Annotated in this window: 18 protein-coding genes and 2 rRNA genes; 12 read left to right on the top strand and 8 right to left on the bottom strand. The window is 66.0% G+C overall.

The genetic code is table 11. The annotated features are described in order from the left end of the window. Together rrf (ACNFBT_RS15325) and rrf (ACNFBT_RS15330) are read left to right on the top strand one after the other, a co-directional pair. A 5S ribosomal RNA gene (gene rrf, locus ACNFBT_RS15325) occupies positions 1-111 on the top strand; the annotation flags it as partial. 105 nt (positions 112-216) lie between these two features. After that, a 5S ribosomal RNA gene (gene rrf / locus ACNFBT_RS15330) occupies positions 217-332 on the top strand. A 208-nt stretch (positions 333-540) separates the two neighbouring features. Here the strand turns inward: rrf (ACNFBT_RS15330) and ACNFBT_RS15335 are convergent. From ACNFBT_RS15335 to ACNFBT_RS15365, 7 genes are all read right to left on the bottom strand, one after another. Beyond that, positions 541-843, bottom strand: coding sequence for a GNAT family N-acetyltransferase (locus ACNFBT_RS15335; RefSeq protein ID WP_416750685.1), 303 nt, complete (start codon positions 841-843; stop codon positions 541-543). A 3-nt stretch (positions 844-846) separates the two neighbouring features. After that, the gene (locus ACNFBT_RS15340) at positions 847-987 is read right to left on the bottom strand and encodes a hypothetical protein (RefSeq protein ID WP_416750687.1); all 141 of its coding nucleotides are present in this window, start codon (positions 985-987) and stop codon (positions 847-849) included. 119 nt (positions 988-1106) lie between these two features. Beyond that, positions 1107-2324, bottom strand: a complete 1218-nt coding sequence (gene fabB / locus ACNFBT_RS15345) for a beta-ketoacyl-ACP synthase I (protein ID WP_152222291.1) — start codon at positions 2322-2324, stop codon at positions 1107-1109. Between the two features lie 10 nt (positions 2325-2334). Beyond that, complete coding sequence (gene fabA / locus ACNFBT_RS15350; protein WP_207888227.1) at positions 2335-2850, bottom strand: 3-hydroxyacyl-[acyl-carrier-protein] dehydratase FabA; 516 nt, start codon at positions 2848-2850, stop codon at positions 2335-2337. A 229-nt stretch (positions 2851-3079) separates the two neighbouring features. Further along, positions 3080-4993 (bottom strand): ATP-binding protein, encoded by a 1914-nt coding sequence (locus tag ACNFBT_RS15355; protein WP_416750689.1) that lies wholly within the window; start codon positions 4991-4993, stop codon positions 3080-3082. Then, entirely contained in the window at positions 4990-5910 is a 921-nt protein-coding gene (locus ACNFBT_RS15360; RefSeq protein WP_416750691.1) for an ABC transporter substrate-binding protein, read from the bottom strand. Before ACNFBT_RS15360 ends, ACNFBT_RS15355 begins: the two co-directional genes overlap by 4 nt. A 1-nt stretch (position 5911) precedes the next feature. Then, positions 5912-8020 carry a TonB-dependent receptor plug domain-containing protein gene (locus ACNFBT_RS15365; protein ID WP_416750693.1) on the bottom strand — a complete coding sequence of 703 codons (2109 nt, stop codon included), beginning with the start codon at positions 8018-8020 and terminating at the stop codon, positions 5912-5914. Between the two features lie 151 nt (positions 8021-8171). Here ACNFBT_RS15365 and ACNFBT_RS15370 point away from each other — a divergent pair, with 151 nt between their 5' ends. Genes ACNFBT_RS15370 through sixA form a run of 3 tightly spaced genes read left to right on the top strand, consistent with a single transcriptional unit; the run spans position 8172 to position 10010 of the window. Further along, positions 8172-9194: an NAD(P)H-dependent glycerol-3-phosphate dehydrogenase gene (locus ACNFBT_RS15370; RefSeq protein WP_416750695.1), complete on the top strand. Its 1023-nt coding sequence runs from the start codon at positions 8172-8174 to the stop codon at positions 9192-9194. Positions 9195-9207: 13 nt separating this feature from the next. Continuing rightward, positions 9208-9549: a DUF4389 domain-containing protein gene (locus ACNFBT_RS15375; protein WP_416750697.1), complete on the top strand. Its 342-nt coding sequence runs from the start codon at positions 9208-9210 to the stop codon at positions 9547-9549. Continuing rightward, the gene (gene sixA / locus ACNFBT_RS15380) at positions 9546-10010 is read left to right on the top strand and encodes a phosphohistidine phosphatase SixA (RefSeq protein ID WP_416750698.1); all 465 of its coding nucleotides are present in this window, start codon (positions 9546-9548) and stop codon (positions 10008-10010) included. The genes ACNFBT_RS15375 and sixA overlap by 4 nt, the downstream gene beginning before the upstream one ends. Positions 10011-10054: 44 nt before the next feature. Here sixA and ACNFBT_RS15385 read toward each other — a convergent pair whose 3' ends face one another. Further along, positions 10055-10549 (bottom strand): MgtC/SapB family protein, encoded by a 495-nt coding sequence (locus tag ACNFBT_RS15385; RefSeq protein ID WP_416750700.1) that lies wholly within the window; start codon positions 10547-10549, stop codon positions 10055-10057. A gap of 271 nt (positions 10550-10820) precedes the next feature. Between ACNFBT_RS15385 and ACNFBT_RS15390 the strand changes: the two genes are divergently transcribed. The 7 genes from ACNFBT_RS15390 (at position 10821) to ACNFBT_RS15420 (ending at position 17516) form a co-directional block, all read left to right on the top strand. Beyond that, positions 10821-12488, top strand: a complete 1668-nt coding sequence (locus ACNFBT_RS15390; protein ID WP_416750702.1) for an AMP-binding protein — start codon at positions 10821-10823, stop codon at positions 12486-12488. Between the two features lie 15 nt (positions 12489-12503). Then, positions 12504-12929 carry a hotdog fold thioesterase gene (locus ACNFBT_RS15395; protein WP_416750704.1) on the top strand — a complete coding sequence of 142 codons (426 nt, stop codon included), beginning with the start codon at positions 12504-12506 and terminating at the stop codon, positions 12927-12929. Positions 12930-13151: 222 nt separating this feature from the next. Beyond that, positions 13152-13955: an AraC family ligand binding domain-containing protein gene (locus tag ACNFBT_RS15400; RefSeq protein WP_416750705.1), complete on the top strand. Its 804-nt coding sequence runs from the start codon at positions 13152-13154 to the stop codon at positions 13953-13955. Between the two features lie 38 nt (positions 13956-13993). Next, the gene (locus tag ACNFBT_RS15405) at positions 13994-14641 is read left to right on the top strand and encodes a LysE family translocator (RefSeq protein WP_416750707.1); all 648 of its coding nucleotides are present in this window, start codon (positions 13994-13996) and stop codon (positions 14639-14641) included. Positions 14642-14871: 230 nt separating this feature from the next. Beyond that, a complete protein-coding gene (locus ACNFBT_RS15410; RefSeq protein ID WP_416750709.1) occupies positions 14872-15672 on the top strand; it encodes an alpha/beta fold hydrolase in 801 nt (266 codons plus the stop codon). Positions 15673-15681: 9 nt separating this feature from the next. Then, positions 15682-16542, top strand: a complete 861-nt coding sequence (locus ACNFBT_RS15415) for an alpha/beta hydrolase (protein WP_416750711.1) — start codon at positions 15682-15684, stop codon at positions 16540-16542. A gap of 155 nt (positions 16543-16697) precedes the next feature. Further along, positions 16698-17516, top strand: a complete 819-nt coding sequence (locus ACNFBT_RS15420) for a DUF4892 domain-containing protein (RefSeq protein WP_416751207.1) — start codon at positions 16698-16700, stop codon at positions 17514-17516. Positions 17517-17524 lie beyond the last annotated feature (8 nt).

Below are 17524 nucleotides of genomic sequence, written 5' to 3' on the forward strand. Positions count from 1 at the left end.
CGACCATAGAGCGTTGGAACCACCTGATCCCATCCCGAACTCAGCAGTGAAACGACGCATCGCCGATGGTAGTGTGGGGTTTCCCCATGTGAGAGTAGGTCATCGTCAAGCACCTATCCCAAAGCCCCTGATCAGCACTGCTGGTCGGGGGCTTTGCTTATTAGTGTAAGCAACCCGAATTCGGATGAGCGCCAAGGCGAGCATCCAACCGAATTGCTTGACGACCATAGAGCATTGGAACCACCTGATCCCATCCCGAACTCAGCAGTGAAACGATGCATCGCCGATGGTAGTGTGGGGTTTCCCCATGTGAGAGTAGGTCATCGTCAAGCTTCTAATTCCAAAGCCCCTGATCAGCGCGAGCTGGTCGGGGGTTTTGTTTTTGGGGCGGAAAAAGGCTGGTTGCTGTGCTGGTTCTGGTGGTAACCGGAGATTCTGGCGTGCGCTGTGAGCGTGGTTTTCGCGGACAAGGTCCGCTCCTACGAGAGCTGCAATCGAGTGGTGACGACGGAGCAGGGCGGTTCGCGAGCAAGCTCGCTCCTACAAGGTCGCTAACGTCTTGATCATGATGAGAGTGCGCTCTTCGCCGTGGAGCTGTTCGCGCACCACGCGATAGCCCAGGTGAGCGTAGAAGCTTTCAGCGGTGAGGGAAGAGGGGATTAGCAGGGCCTCTATACCGCGCTCCAGGGCGACTTTCTCGATGCGGGTCAACAGGGCCTGGCCGATGTCTTTGCGCTGCTGCAGAGGCGCTCTGAAGAGGCTGCGTACGGCATTGCCATCACCGACGATCTCGTCGCCAAGTATGGCCACGAAAACCAGGCGTTGCTGCAGCAACTCGATCACCCGCTAAGGCGTGAAGCTTGCCACCACCGACTCGATGACGCTCACCGGGTAGTCCTGGTCGTTACTCTTCCTGACGGCAGCCACTATCGCCCGGCTAATGGTCTCGGCGTTGTCGCTGTGGGCCTGCCTGATCGTCAATTCCATCTGCACGCTTCCGGTTATCAACCCTGGCCATCCTGACGGGATCGAGAGCGGGAGGGTAGGGCTGAATCGCAGACAACAAAAAAGGCGCCCTGGGGCGCCTTTCTTGTTTGGATCACCGATCAGCCGTTGTGGCGTTTCAGGACCAGGGTGGCGTTGGTGCCGCCGAAGCCGAAGCTGTTGCTCATGACGGTGTCGATCTTCGCGTTCTCGCGAGTCTCGCGCAGGATCGGCATGTCGGCGACTTCCGGGTCCAGTTCGTCGATGTTGGCCGAACCGGCGATGAAGTTGCCTTCCATCATCAGCAGGCAGTAGATGGCCTCGTGAACGCCAGCGGCGCCCAGGGAGTGGCCGGACAGGCTCTTGGTGGAGCTGATGGCCGGGGCCTTGTCGCCGAACACTGCACGCACGCCACGGATTTCAGCAACGTCGCCGACCGGGGTGGAGGTGCCGTGGGTGTTCAGGTAGTCGATCGGGGTGTCCACGGTCGACAGGGCCTGCTGCATGCAGCGGATAGCGCCTTCGCCGCTCGGGGCAACCATGTCGTAGCCATCGGAGGTGGCGCCGTAGCCGACGATTTCGGCGTAGATCTTGGCGCCGCGCTTCAGCGCGTGTTCCAGCTCTTCGACAACGACCATGCCGCCGCCGCCGGCGATGACGAAACCGTCACGCTTGGCGTCGTAGGCGCGGGAGGCCTTTTCCGGGGTCTCGTTGTACTGGGTGGAGAGGGCGCCCATGGCGTCGAACAGGCAGCTCTGGCTCCAGTGTTCTTCTTCACCGCCACCGGCGAAGACGACGTCTTGCTTGCCCAGCTGGATCTGTTCCATGGCCTGGCCGATGCAATGCGCGCTGGTGGCGCAGGCCGAGGAGATGGAGTAGTTCACGCCCTTGATCTGGAAGGGAGTGGCCAGGCAGGCGGAAACGGTGCTGCCCATGGTGCGGGTGACGCGGTATGGGCCGATGCGCTTGACGCCCTTCTCGCGCAGGGTGTCGATGGCTTCCATCTGGTTCAGGGTGGAAGCACCACCGGAACCGGCGATCAGGCCGGTGCGCGGGTTGGAGATCTGCTCGGGGGTGAGGCCGGAATCCTTGATTGCCTGTTCCATCGCCAGGTAGGCGTAGGCGGCGGCGTCGCCCATGAAGCGGAAGACCTTGCGGTCGATCAGCTCTTCCAGGTTCAGGTTGACCGAACCGGAAACGTGACTGCGCAGGCCCATCTCGGCGTAGCTCGGGTTGTGGCGGATGCCAGCACGGCCTGCACGCAGGTTGGCGGAGACGGTGTCTTTGTCATTGCCCAGGCAGGAAACGATGCCCAGACCGGTGATCACGACGCGACGCATGCGGATACCCTTAGAAGCTGTCAGTGGAAGTGAACAAGCCGACGCGGAGGCCTTCGGCGCTGTAGATTTCGCGGCCATCGACGCTGACGCTGCCGTCGGCGATAGCCAGAACGAGCGATCGATTGATCGTACGCTTGATGTGGATGTTGTAGGTGACTTTCTTGGCGGTCGGCAGGACCTGGCCGAAGAACTTCACTTCACCCGAACCCAGGGCGCGGCCGCGGCCGGGGTTGCCCTGCCAGCCGAGGTAGAAGCCCACCAGCTGCCACATGGCGTCAAGGCCCAGGCAGCCCGGCATGACGGGGTCGCCTTCGAAGTGGCAGGCGAAGAACCACAGGTCGGGGTTGATATCCAGCTCGGCGACCAGTTCGCCCTTGCCATACTTGCCGCCGGTTTCGCTGATGTGGGTGATGCGGTCGATCATCAGCATGTTGGGGGCGGGCAGTTGCGCATTACCCGGGCCGAAGAGCTCGCCGCGGCTGCAACGCAGCAGGTCTTCTCGGGTGAAGGCGTGTTGTTTGGTCATGCGAGCTCCTCAAAAATCTTGGATGGCAGGCGGTGTTGGCTTCTGCCTGCGGCGCCGCGTTCCGTTGTTATTGTCACGGTCTCACGCGGCAGCCTAGTCATAGACTATTGCCTTTAAGTGAAAGTCACAGCGTCCGGCGAACGCTTGTTCACTTTTCGTCGGCGCCGGTTTTTTGTCAGGGGCAGATGCCCGTGGTCGGTCCGCAGTTTGGTGCATGCCAGCGCGCGGATCAACGCCCTGGAGCAACCCAGCGCTGCAGAATCCGTTGCAGTTCAGCGCGTTTGAACGGCTTGGCCAGGTAGTCGTTCATCCCCGCCTCCAGGCAGGTTTCCCGGTCGCCCTGCAGGGCGTTGGCGGTCAGGGCGATGATCGGCACCTGTTCGCCGCCGGGTTTCGAGCGGATCTGCCGGGTGGCCTCGTAGCCGTTGAGCACCGGGAGCCGGCAATCCATGAGGATTACCGCGAACTCGCCGCGCTCGGAGGTACGGACCGCCTGGACGCCATCGCCCACCAGCGTGACGCGATAACCCAGGCTGCGCAACATAGCTTCTATGACCGTTTGATTCACCGGGTTGTCCTCGACGAGCAGCACGGACTGACCAGCGGCAATCATATCGGCGCCCGCTTCGCTTTCCTGCGAAGTGCCTTGGCGCTCGCGGAAGGGCAGGGGGATTTCCAGGGTGAAGGTCGAGCCGCAGCCTTCCTCGCTGCTGGCACTGAGGGTGCCGCCCATGCGCTCGGCCAGCGTCCGGGCGATGGTTAGGCCCAGGCCGGTGCCGCCGTAGCGGCGCGAGGTGGAGGAGTCGGCCTGCTGGAAGGCGTCGAACATGTGCTCCAGGCGCTCGTGGGAGATGCCGATGCCGCTGTCCTGCACCGAGCAGCTGAGCCACAGGACTTCATCGTCCAGCGCTTGCCAGGTGGCCTCCAGCCGCACACCGCCTTCTTCGGTGAATTTCAGGGCATTGCCCAGCAGGTTCACCAGGATCTGCCGGATGCGCGTCGGGTCGCCCTGGACTTCGAGTGCATTCAGGCCGTCCTGTACCGCCAGTTCCAGCTCCAGGCCGCGCTGGTGCGCGCTGTGCTGGAAGACCTGTACGGAACTCTGGATCAGCTCCAGCAGGTTGAACGGGATGCGCTCGAGCTCCAGCGCTCCGCGCTCGATGCGGGAGAAGTCGAGGATGTCGTTGATCACTTTGAGCAGGTGCTCGGTGGATTCGGTCGCCAGCGCGCTGTACTCCGCCTGCTCCTGGTTCAGCTCGGTGGTTTCCAGCAGCTGGAGCATGCCCAGCACGCCATTCATCGGCGTGCGCAGTTCGTGGCTCATCATCGCCAGGAAGTCGGACTTGGCGCGGTTCGCCTCTTCGGCCTCCTCGCGCGCGGCCACCAGTTGGGCGATGCTGCGCTCCTGCTCCAGGGCGGCTTGTTGCAGGCCGCGGGCGAGGTTGTTGATGTGCCGGGCGAGGTCGCCGACTTCGCCGTCGTCGGGCACGGGCAGCGTGGTGTGGTAGTCGCCGCTCTGGATCGCCTGGACCGCGCGGCCCATGGTGCTGATCGGCGCGGCCAGACGGCGCGCCAGGCGACGGGCGAGGAGGTAGGTCAGTACCAGTGCGAAGAGCGCCAGCAGGCTGGCCTTGAAGAGGATTTCCTGTTGCCGCTCGCTGAAGGCATCGCTGGCCATGCCGACCACTACCCGGCCGAGGTAGTCGCTGCTGGAGGCCGGGGCTGCGGCGGCATCGAGGGCGACGTCCAGGTTGCCGTCACTGAGCTGGATGTTCTCGCGCTGGATCGCGGCATGGAAGATTTCCACCTTGGTGGTGGCCTGTGCCGGGTCGGCGGGATGCTCGACGTAGACCAGGATGTTGTCGCTGCGGTCGCGTACTTCGATGAAGCGCACGTGGGCGGTGCCCAGGGTGGCGCGCAGCAGGCTCTGCAGTACCGGCAGGTTGCCGGAGATGACGCCGTATTCGGCGGCCGGCGCCAACTGGTTGGCGATCAACTGGCCGGTGTGGTTGGACTCCTGCCGCAGGTCCTGCAGGCGCGAGTAGGTGAAATAGCCGGTGAGCAGCAGTGTCAGCAATAACGCCGGACCGAGGCTGATGGCCAGCATGCGCGTCTGGATATTCCAGCTCTTGCGGGCGCTCATGGGGATTCTCCTTCGGCAAGACGATGCGCGAGCGAGGCGTCGTCCGGCAGCTCGATGCCCAGCGAACGCGCCACCTGGCGGTTGCTTTGCACCTTGAAGTGTTCAGGGTAGAGGCTCTGGGGCCATTGCGATGGCGGCTGATCGAGCAGTGGGTCGAGCGTGTCCAGCCAATCGTCCTGGTCGCTGTAGGTACTGGCCAGGCTGCCGGCCCTGACGAACGCCACCGTGGGGCCGATCAGGGCGTGATTCTCGGCGTAGGCGCTGAGCAGGATGCCTTTGACGGTGCGCGGGTTGTAAAGCAGTTTGTCGTCCAGCCCGAGCAGCAGGTCACTGCTATCGAGCAATTCACGCAGCGGGCGGGGATCGTCGCCGCGGTCTTGCTCCTGGGCGACCAGCTCGACGCCGAGCTGTCGGGCGTGTTCCGCCAGCTCGTTCAGCAGGAACTCGCTGGCGGGGCTGTAGAGCACGCCGATGCGCTGTGGCTTCGGTTGCAACTGCAGGGCCAGTTGCAGTTGCCGGGCAGGCGGTGGATCGCTCCAGAGCAGGCTGATGCCGTCGGGATGGCGGCCATCGAGTAGCTGCTGCGCTTCGACACGGCTGACCAGCAGCGTCAGCGCGGGTGGGCCCTGATCGCTGGCCAGGCGCCAGTTCAACGCGGCGGTTCCCAGCAGCAACAAATGGGTTTCAGGAGAGAGCCTCGAGGCGGGGGGCAACTGCTCGGGTGACTCCACGCGGATCTGGTCCTGCGGGCGGCGTTCGGCGAGCGCCTGGCTGAACGCCTGCACGGCCGCGCCCTGTTCACTGCTGACCAGCAGCAGCTCGCGGGCCTGCGTCGGCAACGCCAGCAGGCAGAGCAGGCCGAGCAGCAAGGGCCTGACAAGGTGTCCGAGGCTCATCCCTGAGCGGCGGGCCGCCATGCTAGAAATCCACCTCGGCGCTGAAATACAGCAGGTGACGGTCGTCGTAGCGGTTTTCCGGCCAGGTCAGCGGCTCATCGTCCAGGCGCTGTTGCAGCACACCCGCCAGTTCCAGCGCGGCGCTGCCCAGGGGGAAGCGCTTGGCCACGCGCAGGTCCACGCGCTCGAAGCGGTGTTCGTTCAGCGCGTCATCGCCGTAATAGAACACCGCGCTCGACCAGCCACGGCCCCAGTCGCGCATCCAGCCCGCCGAGCCGCTGTTGCGGGCGGTGAGGCGCCGGTCATAGCGGCTGCTGGCGTCGTAGTCGACATAGGCGTAGGTGAAGCGCAGGCGATCCCGGAGGCCGACGCGCCAATCCAGTTGGGTCTCGGCGCCGCTGAAGCGGATTTCGTTGTCGTTGGTGGGTTCGAAGTCGGTCAGCTTCAGCGGATCGCTGATCAGGTCGTGAATCTCGTCGTGGTACGCCTTCACGTCCAGCGCCAGACCGAGCTCGTCGAACTGGCCGTTGTAGCCGACTTCGCGGGAGCGCATGCGCTCCTGATCCAGGTCCCCGGGCCCATGGGCGCGGGCGAAATAGTAAGCGGTGCTCTGGCCATAGGGCGCCGGGCTGAGACGGCGTGCGCGATAGCTCCAGTTCACGTCGTTCTCGTACATGTCGGGTGAGCGCACGGCTTCGGAGTACACCGCCCGCAGGCTGTGGCGCGGCGTGATCAGGTAGTTCAGGGCGATGCGTGGGCTGACGGAGCTGCCGGAGCTCTGGTCGTCTTCCAGCATGGCACCGCCCTGCAACAGCCAGTGGGGCGTCAGGTGCCATTCCAGCTGGCTGAACAGCCGCCAGATTTCGTTGTTCACCGTGCCGTTGAAGTAGGTCTCGGAGGTCGCCTGGTCATGGCGGTAGCTCATGCCGGTGAGCAATCGAACGCCATCGGTCAGGCTCAGCGTGTCCTGCATTTCGAGGTCGTAGCGGGTCTCGCGGATGTTCTGGTTCACCTGGCCGCAGGCCGGCGCGCCGGCTCCGCCGACGATCTGCCGCAGCACCTGGTTGGCCAGGGCCTGCTCCTGGGCGGTGCCCTTGGGGATGCGTGGCAAGGCGTCTGCCAGCTTCTCCACGTACTTCGGGTCGAGTGCCCAGAGCTGACCCAACTGAGGGCTGAATACGATCTGCGCCTCGCAGGCGCGGAAGTCCTGCAAGCGCTCCCAGTGCTCGGCATAGCCCTGGACGTAGAAGCTGTGCTGCGGATTGGCGTCGAAGGTCCAGCGCATGGAGCCGGCATAGTCGCGGGCTGTCAGGTCGGAGTCGCTGTCGCCGGCGGGGATGCCGTCGAAGACCGGGCGGTAGTTGTAGGGCCGCTGGTTGCTGCCTTCCTTCGCGGCGATCTGCCAATCCAGCGTGTTGCGCAGGTCGAGGCTGTGGTTGGCCACCAGGTTGAAGCGGGACAGGCGGCGGCCGTCGCGGTAGTCGCGGTCGAACTGGTCGTGGTCGAAGCCATCGTCCGCCTGGCCGGAGAGCGACAGGCGATAGTCGCTGGACTCGCCCCGCAGCCCTTGGCTGGCGTACCAGTCGCGGATGCCGTTCTGCCCGGCGGTGTACTTAAGGCGCGTGCCCTGGCTGTCGGCGGGGTGGCGGGTGAGGATGTTGATCACGCCCATCAGAGCGTTGGCGCCATAGCTCACGGCGTTCGGGCCGCGGAATACCTCGATGCGGTCGATGTCCTCGATGGCCACTGGAATGTCGCTCCAATCCACTGTGGCCAGGCCTGGGCGGTACACCGAGCGGCCGTCCACCAGCACCTGCAGGCGGCGCGCCTCGGTGACGTTGGTGCCGTGGTAGTTGACCGTGGCCTGATTGCCGGACAGGTAGCCGACCATCATGCCCGGCACCAGGCGCATCAGTTCGGGGATGTCACGGGCGCCGGAGGCGCGGATCAGGTCGCGGTCGAGCACCGTCATGCTGCCCGGCACCTCGGCCGGCGACTGCTTCAGCCGGCTGGCGGTGAGCACGTCCGGGACATCCACGCGATCGACGAAGAGATCGCCGGCGACTGCCTGACCCGCCAGCAGGGCGGCAAACAGGGACAGCGGCAGGGGAGCGCGGGAGGAAAGCTGCACGGAACGGCCTTGTTCTCGATTTCTTCTTGAATAAACGGATGTTAAACGAGGCGCTGTTGTTTGCCAGTCCTGCGATCCGGGCTGGCCGCTGCGCGACGGGGCCTTATAATGCCTCAATCGCCGCCCCGAGGCGGCCCGTGATGGAAAAGACATGACTGAGCAGCAACCGATCGCCGTCCTCGGCGGTGGCAGTTTCGGTACCGCGTTCGCCAATCTGCTGGCGGAGAACGGCCAGCGCGTTCGCCAGTGGATGCGCGACGAGGAACAGGCCGAAGCGATCCGCACCCAGCGCGAGAACCCGAACTACCTCAAGGGCGTGCGTATCCATGCCGGCGTTGAGCCGACCACCGACCTGCCGGCGACCCTGGCCGCGTGCGAAATGATCTTCGTCGCCGTGCCGTCCAGTGCCCTGCGCAAGGTGCTGGAGGGCCGCAGCGAGGAGCTGGCGGGCAAGATGCTGGTCAGCCTGACCAAGGGTATCGAGGCGCAGACCTTCAAGCTGATGAGCCAGGTCCTCGAGGAAATCGCGCCGAAATCCCGCATCGCGGTGATCTCCGGCCCGAACCTGGCACGCGAGATCGCCGAGCATGAGCTGACCGCCACCGTGGTCGCCAGCGAGGACGAGGAAGTCTGCAAGCGGGTGCAGGAAGCGCTGCACGGCCGCACCTTCCGCGTCTACGCCAGCGGCGACCGTTTCGGTGTCGAACTGGGCGGCGCGCTGAAGAACGTCTACGCCATCATCGCCGGCATGGCCGCCGCGCTCGGCATGGGCGAGAACACCAAGGGCATGCTGATCACCCGCGCCCTGGCGGAGATGACCCGCTTCGCCGTCAAGCTCGGCGCCAACCCCATGACCTTCCTCGGCCTCGCTGGGGTGGGCGACCTGATCGTCACCTGTTCGTCACCCAAGAGCCGTAACTATCAGGTCGGTTTCGCCCTGGGCGAGGGCTTGAGCCTGGACGACGCCGTGGCGCGCATGGGCGAGACCGCCGAAGGCGTGAATACCCTGCGCGTGCTCAAGGCCAAGGCCGACGAGCTGCAGGTCTACATGCCGCTGGTGGCCGGCCTGAACGCCATCCTGTTCGGCGGCCGTACCCTGGCACAGGTCATCGAGGCGCTGATGAGCGGCGAGCCGAAGACCGACGTCGACTTCATTCCCACTACCGGTTTCTGAGGGAGGCAATCCCATGTCTGCTGAGCGTATGGAAAAAGAATCCCTCGTCCTGCGAGTCGTCTGGATGCTGGTGTTCGCCCTGGTCTGGTTCGCCGCGGAGATCCTTCTCGGCGTCGTCGTGGTGGTCCAGCTGATCTATCGGATCATCTATGGCGCGCCGAGCGGCAGCCTGATGGCCTTCGGCGACAGCCTCAGCCAGTACTTCGCGCAGATCGGCCGCTTCGGCACCTTCCAGACCGAGGAAAAGCCCTGGCCGTTCGCCGACTGGCCAGCCGCCCGCGCACCCCAAGGCGAGCAGCCGCACAGCGTGCCGCCCGCCGAGCATCCGGCGCGCGACGAAGAGCCCAAGCTATGAAGCTCTGGCTGCTGCGCCACGGCGAGGCCGAGCCGCAGGCCCGTCGCGACTCGGAGCGACGCCTGACCGCCCACGGCCGCAAGGAAGTGCTCAAGAGCGCGGCCCAGCTCGCCGGCCAGCCGCTCGACGGCATCCTCGCCAGCCCCTACGTGCGCGCCCAGGAAACCGCCGAGCTGATTCGCGAGGCCCTGGGCTTCGACGGCTCCGTCGGCACCGCCCCCTGGCTGACCCCGGACGACGATCCCAAGGATGTCCTGCGCTTCCTCGACGGCCGCACTGAGCGCAACCTGCTGCTGGTCAGCCACCAGCCGCTGATCGGCTCCCTGGCCGGCCTGCTGGTCCACGGCAGCCGCACCGACGCGGTGCCCTTCAGCACCGCGTCGCTGGCCGAACTGGAGGGCGAGTGCCCGGTGGCGGGGTTGATGGAGCTGGTGTCGCTGCACCATCCGCGGCACAACTGAGCGCACATGCCACTCCATCAACAAGGCCCCGAAAGGGGCCTTGTTCATTTCAGCGGATCATCGTCGTCGGTCAGCGTGGGCGCTGGTTTGCGGAAGCGGGCGTCGATGTGGTGTTCCAGCCAGCTGCCCAGGCTGAGGATCAGCAGCGTCAGCACCACGCCGAACGCGGCGGTGACAGCGTGGCCGCTGCCGCAGGCGATGCCGATCATGGACGACACCCAGATGGAGGCGGCGGTGGTCAGGCCTTCCACGCGGTAGCGGTGCTCGTGGTGGACGATGACCCCTGCGCCGATGAAGCCGATGCCGGTCAATACGCCCTGGACCACCCGGCTGGCGGCGTCGGGGCTGGTCGGGTGCAACTGCAGGATGACCCCCACCGCCAGCGCGGCGGCCAGTGAGGTCAGGGCGTGGGTGCGCAGGCCGGCGGGGCGGTTGTGCAGTTCGCGGTTGAGGCCGACCAGGCCGCCGCAAACGGTGGCGATCAGCAGGTTCAGCAGCAGGTCGAGCTGGCCTGGCGGTATCTGGAAGGCTTCCGGCATGGCGGATATCCGTCGGGGGTGTTCCCGAAAGGGTAGTGCGCCTTTGCTCGCAAAGTACTGTCGCCGGGCAAATCGTCGCCGGATGTTTCGCCGAAAAGATCCATGGCAGAGCGGCTGCATTCGGTCTGAAGGACACTCCCTACAAAAGTTCACACGATCAGTCTTGTCTGAAGTGTCCGTGCATGGAATATTCAACCAAGCAAGTGCTTGGTTGATCTATCGCTATACCTCTGAGCTACACCTCTGAAAAAGAACAACAAAGGAGGGGCACGTGGTTAAAGCAGTCCGATTACCGCTCGACCTGTTCTATCAGCGCGAGACCAGTCACCCGAACAAGCCTTACCTCGTCCAGCCGCTGGGCGGCGGCGAGGTGGAAACGCTCACCTGGGGCGAAGTGGGCGATCAGGCGCGGCGCGCCGCCGCCTGGCTCCGCAGCCTGCAACTGCCTGCGGGCAGCCGGGTGGCGATCATTTCCAAGAACTGCGCGCACTGGGTCGTCGCCGATATTGCCATCTGGATGGCCGGCCACGTGTCCGTGCCGCTGTACCCCAACCTCACCGCCGATTCCGTGCGCCAGGTGATGACTCACTCCGAGGCGGCGGTGGCCTTCGTCGGCAAGCTGGACGACTGGCCGGCGATGGTCGATGGCATTCCGCCGGGCGTGCCGACCGTGGCGCTGCCGCTGCATCCGCAAGGGCGCTTCGACCACCAGTGGGCCGACCTCCAGAGGCAGTCGCCGCTGCGCGACGATCCGCGTCCGGATGCCGCCACCCTGGCGACCCTGATCTACACCTCCGGCACCACCGGCACGCCCAAGGGCGTGATGCATACCTTCGGTAATTTCGCCTTCTCCGCGAGCCATGCCATCGACCTGTTCGGGGTGGGGGAGGAGGACCGCCTGCTGTCCTACCTGCCGCTGTGCCACGTGGCCGAGCGCATGTTCGTGGAAATGGCGTCGATCTACGCCGGCCAGACGATCTACTTCGCCGAGAGCCTGGACACCTTTGTCGCCGACATGCGCCGCGCGCGGCCCACGGTGTTCTTCGGCGTGCCGCGCATCTGGACCAAGTTCCAGATGGGCGTCTACGCGCAAATGCCGGCGCAGAAGCTCGACCGCCTGCTGCGCCTGCCCATAGTCGGGCGCCTGGTCGGCCGCAAGGTGCTCGCCGGCCTCGGCCTGGATGCCGTGCGCTACGCCCTGTGCGGCGCCGCGCCGGTACCCGAAGCCCTGCTCGACTGGTACCAGCGCCTTGGCCTCAATGTACTGGAGGTCTACGGCATGACCGAGAACTGCGGCTATTCCCACGTCTGCCGCCCCGGTGAGCAGAAGAAGGGCTGGATCGGCCGCAACAGCCCCGGCGTGGAGGTCCGCATCAGTGACGAAGGCGAGGTGCAGGTGCGTAGCGGTGCGACCATGCTCGGCTACTACAAGGACCCGGAGCGCACCGACGAGGCCATCACCCGGGACGGCTTCCTGCGCACCGGCGACAAGGGTGAGCAGGACGCCAACGGCAACCTGCGCCTGACCGGGCGGATCAAGGAAATCTTCAAGACCGCCAAGGGCAAGTACGTGGCGCCGGCGCCCATCGAGAACCGCCTGGCGGTGCATTCGCGTATCGAGCAGATCTGTGTGGTCGGCGATGGCCTGATCGCGCCGCTGGGGCTCTGCGTGCTGTCGGAGATCGGCCGGCAGGAAGCGGCCAATGGCGCCCGCGGCGAGTTGGAGCAGAGCCTCAAGGCGCTGCTGGACGAGGTGAACGACGCCCTGGACAAGCACGAGCGGCTGGCCGGACTGGTGCTGGTCCGTGATGTCTGGACGGTGGACAACGGCTTCCTCACCCCGACCCTGAAGATCAAGCGCAACGTGGTGGAGGGCGCCTACGGCCGGCGCTTCAATGAATGGGCGGAGCGTCGCGAGGCAGTGCAGTGGCATGACTGAGCAGGGGGAAAGGCAATGATCTGGCGCAACGTGCCCAATCTGGAAAAGCTCAACGCGAACCTGAAGAACACCATTGGTGAAGTGCTCGACATCCGTTTCGAGGCGTTCGACGACGACTCGCTGAGCGCCAGCATGGTGGTGGATTCGCGTACCCACCAGCCCTATGGTTTGCTGCACGGTGGCGCTTCGGTGGTGCTGGCGGAGACCGTGGGCTCCACCGCCAGCTACCTGTGCCTGGATTCCAGCCAGTACTACTGCGTCGGACTGGAAGTGAACGCCAACCACCTGCGCGGCCTGCGCAGCGGGCGGGTGACGGCGGTGGCGAAAGCGGTGCACATCGGCCGTTCGACCCATGTCTGGGAAATCCGCCTGCATGGGGATGACGGCAAGCCGAGCTGCATTTCGCGGTTGACCATGGCCATTGTGCCGCTGGAGCGCTGAGCGGTTTCGTAGGGTGCATAACCCGGAATGGGTTATCCGCCCTACAGAGTTGGAGCGCTGAGTGGTTTGCTTTTTGTAGGAGCGAGCTTGCTCGCGAACAATGCCGTGCACCAAGGCATCAGGCGGTTCGCGAGCAAGCTCGCTCCTACAGGTCCCGCGCCGTTTGGCACCCGTCGCAATTTTGTCCAAGACCCACCGTTCCCGCGCCGGTAGAGTAGGCGCATGGAACGCATCGAACACCACAGCAGCGGCCTGCCCGGCGTCCGTTTCATCGACGCCGAGTACCGCCGTTTCGCCTTTCCCCGGCACTTCCATCTCGACTACCACGTCGGGCTGGTGGTGGACGGCTGCCAGCGCTACACCCATCGCGGTGAGCGCTCGCTGGCCGGAAGTGGCGACATCCTGCTGATGAGCCCCGAGAGCATCCACGATGGCGCCAGCGAGGGTGACGAGGGGTACCGCATCCGTGTGCTGTCCATCGACCCGCAATGGCTGGACGACGCCTGCCGCGCCTTCAGCGATGGTCGCCAGGGCGCGCCCAGGCTGACCGCCGCGCAACTGCGCGATCCGCGCCTGCAGGTCGAATTGCAGCGCGCCCACGCCCTGTTGCTCGGTGGCGAACGCCTGGCCCAGGAAGGGCAGCTCTGGCAGGCACTCGCCGCGTTGCTGCAGCGTGCATCCAGCCTGCGTATCCGCGAGCCGGGGCAGGGCTTCGATCCCCTGACCTGGGCGCGCCTCCGCGAGTGGCTCGAATCGCGCCTGGAGACGCCGCCGACGCTGGAGGAGATCGCCGCGTTCTGCGACCTCAGCCCCTGGCAGGTGCTGCGCCGCTTCCGCCACCAGTGCGGATTGCCGCCGCACCAGTGGTTGACCCAGTTGCGCCTGGAGCGCGCACTGCCGCGGGTGATCAAGGGCCAGCCGTTGTCGGAGATCGCCCTGAGCCTCGGGTTCTACGACCAGGCCCATTTCAGCCGCCTGTTCCGCCGCACCTACGGATTGCCGCCCGCGCGACTACGCCAGCGCTGATCCGCTCCCATTTCACTTTCCCACTGGAGAATCCCGCCATGCAGGAGGTTCACGCCTTGCTCATGCTCACCGCCGTGTTCGCCGTCGCCCTGGTCAGCCCCGGGCCGGATGTCGCGCTGGTGGTGCGCACCGCTTTGCACCAGGGCCGCCGCGCCGGCGTACTCAGCGCCCTGGGGCTGGCCTGCGGCATCCTGGTCCATGGCACCCTGGTGTTGACCGGCGTGTCGCTGCTGCTCAGCCGCTCGCCGCTGCTGTTCAGTGCGCTGCAACTGGTGGGCGCGGCCTATCTTGGCTGGCTCGGCATCGGCGCACTGCGCGCTCTGCGCAAGCCGGGAGGGGCAGGGCGGATCGACGGCGAGCTGGCCGACTCCAGGTTCGGCCCCTGGTTGCGCGGTCTGGCGACCAACCTCTTCAACCCCAAGGCGCTGGTGTTCTTCCTTGCGCTGCTGACCAGCCTGATCCCGGCGGACATGTCGGCGCCCGGCAAGGTCGCGGTGGCGGTGATGCTGTTCGGCACCGGCTTCATCTGGTTCAGCCTGCTCAGCGTGATCCTCACCAGGCCGCTTTGGCAGCAGCGCCTGCTGCGCGCCGTGCCGGTGATCGACGGCGCCTGCGGCCTGGTGTTCCTGCTGGTGGCGGGCGGAATCCTGTTCAGTGTGGTGAACCACGCAACGCATTGGGTTTGACTGTTGCCGGCGGATAACGCGTTCCGCGCCCTACGAACAGCGTCATGCAGGGCGAATAACCGTTCACGGTTATCCGCCGAAGTCGCCGTGCACGAAGCGAGGATCAGGGCAAAACCGCCGGAGCGCCATGGACTTTGGCCGTAGTGCCGTCATTCGCGGCAGTGCGGGTCATTGCCGCGCTCTCGGTGCTGTCGGAAAATTCAGGCTGTCATTCCCCTGAGTTCGCCGGCATGCCGCAATCGGTCTTCTTCGCCCACGCCAACGGGTTTCCATCGGGCACCTACAGCAAGCTGTTCGACGCCCTGGAGCCGGATTACCGGGTTCACCGGCTGGACATGCACGGCCACGACCCGCGCTTCCCGGTGAATGCCAACTGGGAAAACCTGGTGGAAGAACTCCTGCATCACCTCGAAGCGCTGGACGAGCCGGTCTGGGGCGTCGGCCATTCCCTGGGCGGCGTGCTGCATTACCATGCCGCGCTGCGCCGTCCGGAGCTTTACCGCGGCGTAGTGATGCTCGACTCGCCCCTGCTTACCTTCGCCGACCAGCTGGTGATCCGCGTGGCCAAGCGTTTCGGCTTCATCGACCGACTGACGCCCGCCGGGCGCACCCTCGGTCGCCGCGAGGACTTCAGTGACTTCGCCGAAGCCCTGGAGTACTTCGCCGGCAAGCCGCTGTTCAAGCGCTTCGATCGCGACTGCCTGGAAGCCTACGTGCGTCACGGGCTGGCGCAATCGGCGGCGCAGGGGCTGCGGCTGAAGTTCGACCCGGCCACCGAGATCAGCATCTACCGCAACGTCCCGCACACCAGCCCCGGCCGGCCGAAGCAACTGGCCGTGCCGTTGACCATGGTGCGCGGCCGCCACAGCCGCGTGGTGCTGCCGCATCACGCACGATTGGTGAGCCGCATTCCGCTGGGCGAGAACCTGTCGCTGCCGGGCGGTCACATGTTCCCGCTGGAGCGCCCGCAGGACACCGCCGCGCTGCTCAAGACCGTATTCGCCCGCTGGCAGCAGCGTGCAAGCCAATAAGGAATCGCCATGACCGCCCACGTCCAGGAAATCCGCCTGAACCTGCCGCACATCGAGCTGGCTGCCCACTTGTTCGGCCCGGAAGACGGCCGCCCGGTGATCGCCCTGCACGGCTGGCTGGACAACGCCATGAGCTTTGCCCGCCTGGCGCCGAAACTGCCCGGCCTGCGCATCCTCGCCCTCGACTTCGCCGGCCACGGCCTCTCGGCGCACCGCGCGCCGGGCGCCAGCTACCTGCTGTGGGACTACGCCCTGGACGTGCTGATGGTGGCCGACCAGATGGGCTGGGAGCGTTTCACCCTGCTCGGGCACTCCATGGGCGCCATCGTCTCGGTGCTGCTGGCTGGCGCCATGCCCGAGCGCGTCGAGCGCCTGGCGCTGATCGACGGCCTGGTGCCCTACACCGGCGAGGCGGAAACCTCGCCGCAGAAGCTCGGCGAGGCGCTGCGTGCGCAGATCGCGCTGCCGAACAAACGCAAGCCGGTGTACGAAGCCATCGACCGCGCCGTGGAAGCGCGCATGAAGGGTGTCGGCGCGGTCAGCCGCGAGGCGGCGGAACTGCTGGCTTCCCGTGGCCTGATGCCGGTGCCCGGTGGCTACACCTGGCGCAGCGATTCGCGCTTGACCCTGCCATCACCGCTGCGCCTGACCCGCGCCCACGCGCGGCAGTTCGTCCAGGCCATCCAGTGCCCGACCAGCCTGGTGCTGGCGCAGCAGGGGATGCTGCTGGTGGAGCCGGCCACCCGCGAACTGCTCAAGGATCGCCCCATCGAGGTCCATGAACTGCCCGGTCAGCATCACCTGCACCTGGATGACGAGGCCGGCGCCGAGGCGGTGGCGGCGATCTTCCGGCCCTTCCTGCTGGGGTGAGGGCAACACCCTGTAGCGCCCTTCGGCTTGACTAAACCGGGGCCTGCCGCGAGTCTGCACGGATCGCTTCAGGGAGATTGTGCATGCTCGACATCCAGACCGCCGCGCGCCCGTGCTGCAAAGGGACTTTCCAGACCGCCGCGCAGAGGACCCGGATGCCACGGCTGCTGCCCGCTCTGCTGTTGGGCGGCCTGCTCGCTGCCAGCGCTGGCAGCTTCGCCGCCGATCTGCCCGACAGCCACGACCTGGAGATCCTGCCGCGCTTCCCGCGCTCGGAAATCGTCGATTTCAACCAGGCCGCAACCCAGGAACGGACCTATCCGCAGGGCTCGATCAGCCGCATCAGCGGGCGCCTGCGCATGGAAGGGGAAGTGCGCGCTATCGGCAATCTCACCGCCGTGACCTACCGCCTGCCCGACGAGGATTCCAGCCAGAGCGCCTTCGCCGCCGCCCGCAAGGAGCTGCTCAAGGCCGACGCCACGCCGTTGTTCTGGTGCGAAAGCCGCGACTGCGGCTCCAGCAACCTGCTGGCCAACGCGGTGTTCGGCAACTCCAAGCTCTACGGCCCGGACGACCAGCAGGCCTACCTGCTGGTGCGCCTCGCCGCCCCTCAGCAGAACAGCCTGCTGGCCGTCTACACCATCACCCGCGGCAACCGCCGCGCCTACCTGCACGCCGAACAGCTGGACAGCGGTGCTGCCCTCGGCGAGCTGCTGCCCAGCCCGTCCACCTTGATGCGCCTGCTCAAGGCCAACGGCGAGCTGACCCTGAGCCATGTGCCCGAGCAACCCGGCGGCGCCTGGCTCGACCTGCTGGTGCGCACCCTGCGCCTGGATACCGGCGTGCGCGTCGAGCTGGCCGGCAAGCATGCCGGCGACTGGCGCACCGCGCTGACCGCCCAGGGCGTGCTCGATGCGCGCCTGGAACAGGGCAAGGACGACAGCGACGGCCTGCACCTGACCTGGCTGCGCTGATTCGCCTA

Source organism: Pseudomonas sp. NY15181 (genome assembly GCF_048068055.1).
In the GTDB taxonomy this organism is placed as follows: Bacteria; Pseudomonadota; Gammaproteobacteria; order Pseudomonadales; family Pseudomonadaceae; genus Pseudomonas.

Coding starts and splice junctions, on each gene's coding strand:
- ACNFBT_RS15340 (WP_416750687.1), bottom strand. CDS start 987: ATGGAATTGACGATCAGGCAGGCCCACAGCGACAACGCCGAGACCATT.
- fabB (WP_152222291.1), bottom strand. CDS start 2,324: ATGCGTCGCGTCGTGATCACCGGTCTGGGCATCGTTTCCTGCCTGGGC.
- fabA (WP_207888227.1), bottom strand. CDS start 2,850: ATGACCAAACAACACGCCTTCACCCGAGAAGACCTGCTGCGTTGCAGC.
- ACNFBT_RS15355 (WP_416750689.1), bottom strand. CDS start 4,993: ATGAGCGCCCGCAAGAGCTGGAATATCCAGACGCGCATGCTGGCCATC.
- ACNFBT_RS15360 (WP_416750691.1), bottom strand. CDS start 5,910: ATGGCGGCCCGCCGCTCAGGGATGAGCCTCGGACACCTTGTCAGGCCC.
- ACNFBT_RS15370 (WP_416750695.1), top strand. CDS start 8,172: ATGACTGAGCAGCAACCGATCGCCGTCCTCGGCGGTGGCAGTTTCGGT.
- ACNFBT_RS15375 (WP_416750697.1), top strand. CDS start 9,208: ATGTCTGCTGAGCGTATGGAAAAAGAATCCCTCGTCCTGCGAGTCGTC.
- sixA (WP_416750698.1), top strand. CDS start 9,546: ATGAAGCTCTGGCTGCTGCGCCACGGCGAGGCCGAGCCGCAGGCCCGT.
- ACNFBT_RS15385 (WP_416750700.1), bottom strand. CDS start 10,549: ATGCCGGAAGCCTTCCAGATACCGCCAGGCCAGCTCGACCTGCTGCTG.
- ACNFBT_RS15395 (WP_416750704.1), top strand. CDS start 12,504: ATGATCTGGCGCAACGTGCCCAATCTGGAAAAGCTCAACGCGAACCTG.
- ACNFBT_RS15400 (WP_416750705.1), top strand. CDS start 13,152: ATGGAACGCATCGAACACCACAGCAGCGGCCTGCCCGGCGTCCGTTTC.
- ACNFBT_RS15405 (WP_416750707.1), top strand. CDS start 13,994: ATGCAGGAGGTTCACGCCTTGCTCATGCTCACCGCCGTGTTCGCCGTC.
- ACNFBT_RS15410 (WP_416750709.1), top strand. CDS start 14,872: ATGCCGCAATCGGTCTTCTTCGCCCACGCCAACGGGTTTCCATCGGGC.
- ACNFBT_RS15415 (WP_416750711.1), top strand. CDS start 15,682: ATGACCGCCCACGTCCAGGAAATCCGCCTGAACCTGCCGCACATCGAG.
- ACNFBT_RS15420 (WP_416751207.1), top strand. CDS start 16,698: ATGCCACGGCTGCTGCCCGCTCTGCTGTTGGGCGGCCTGCTCGCTGCC.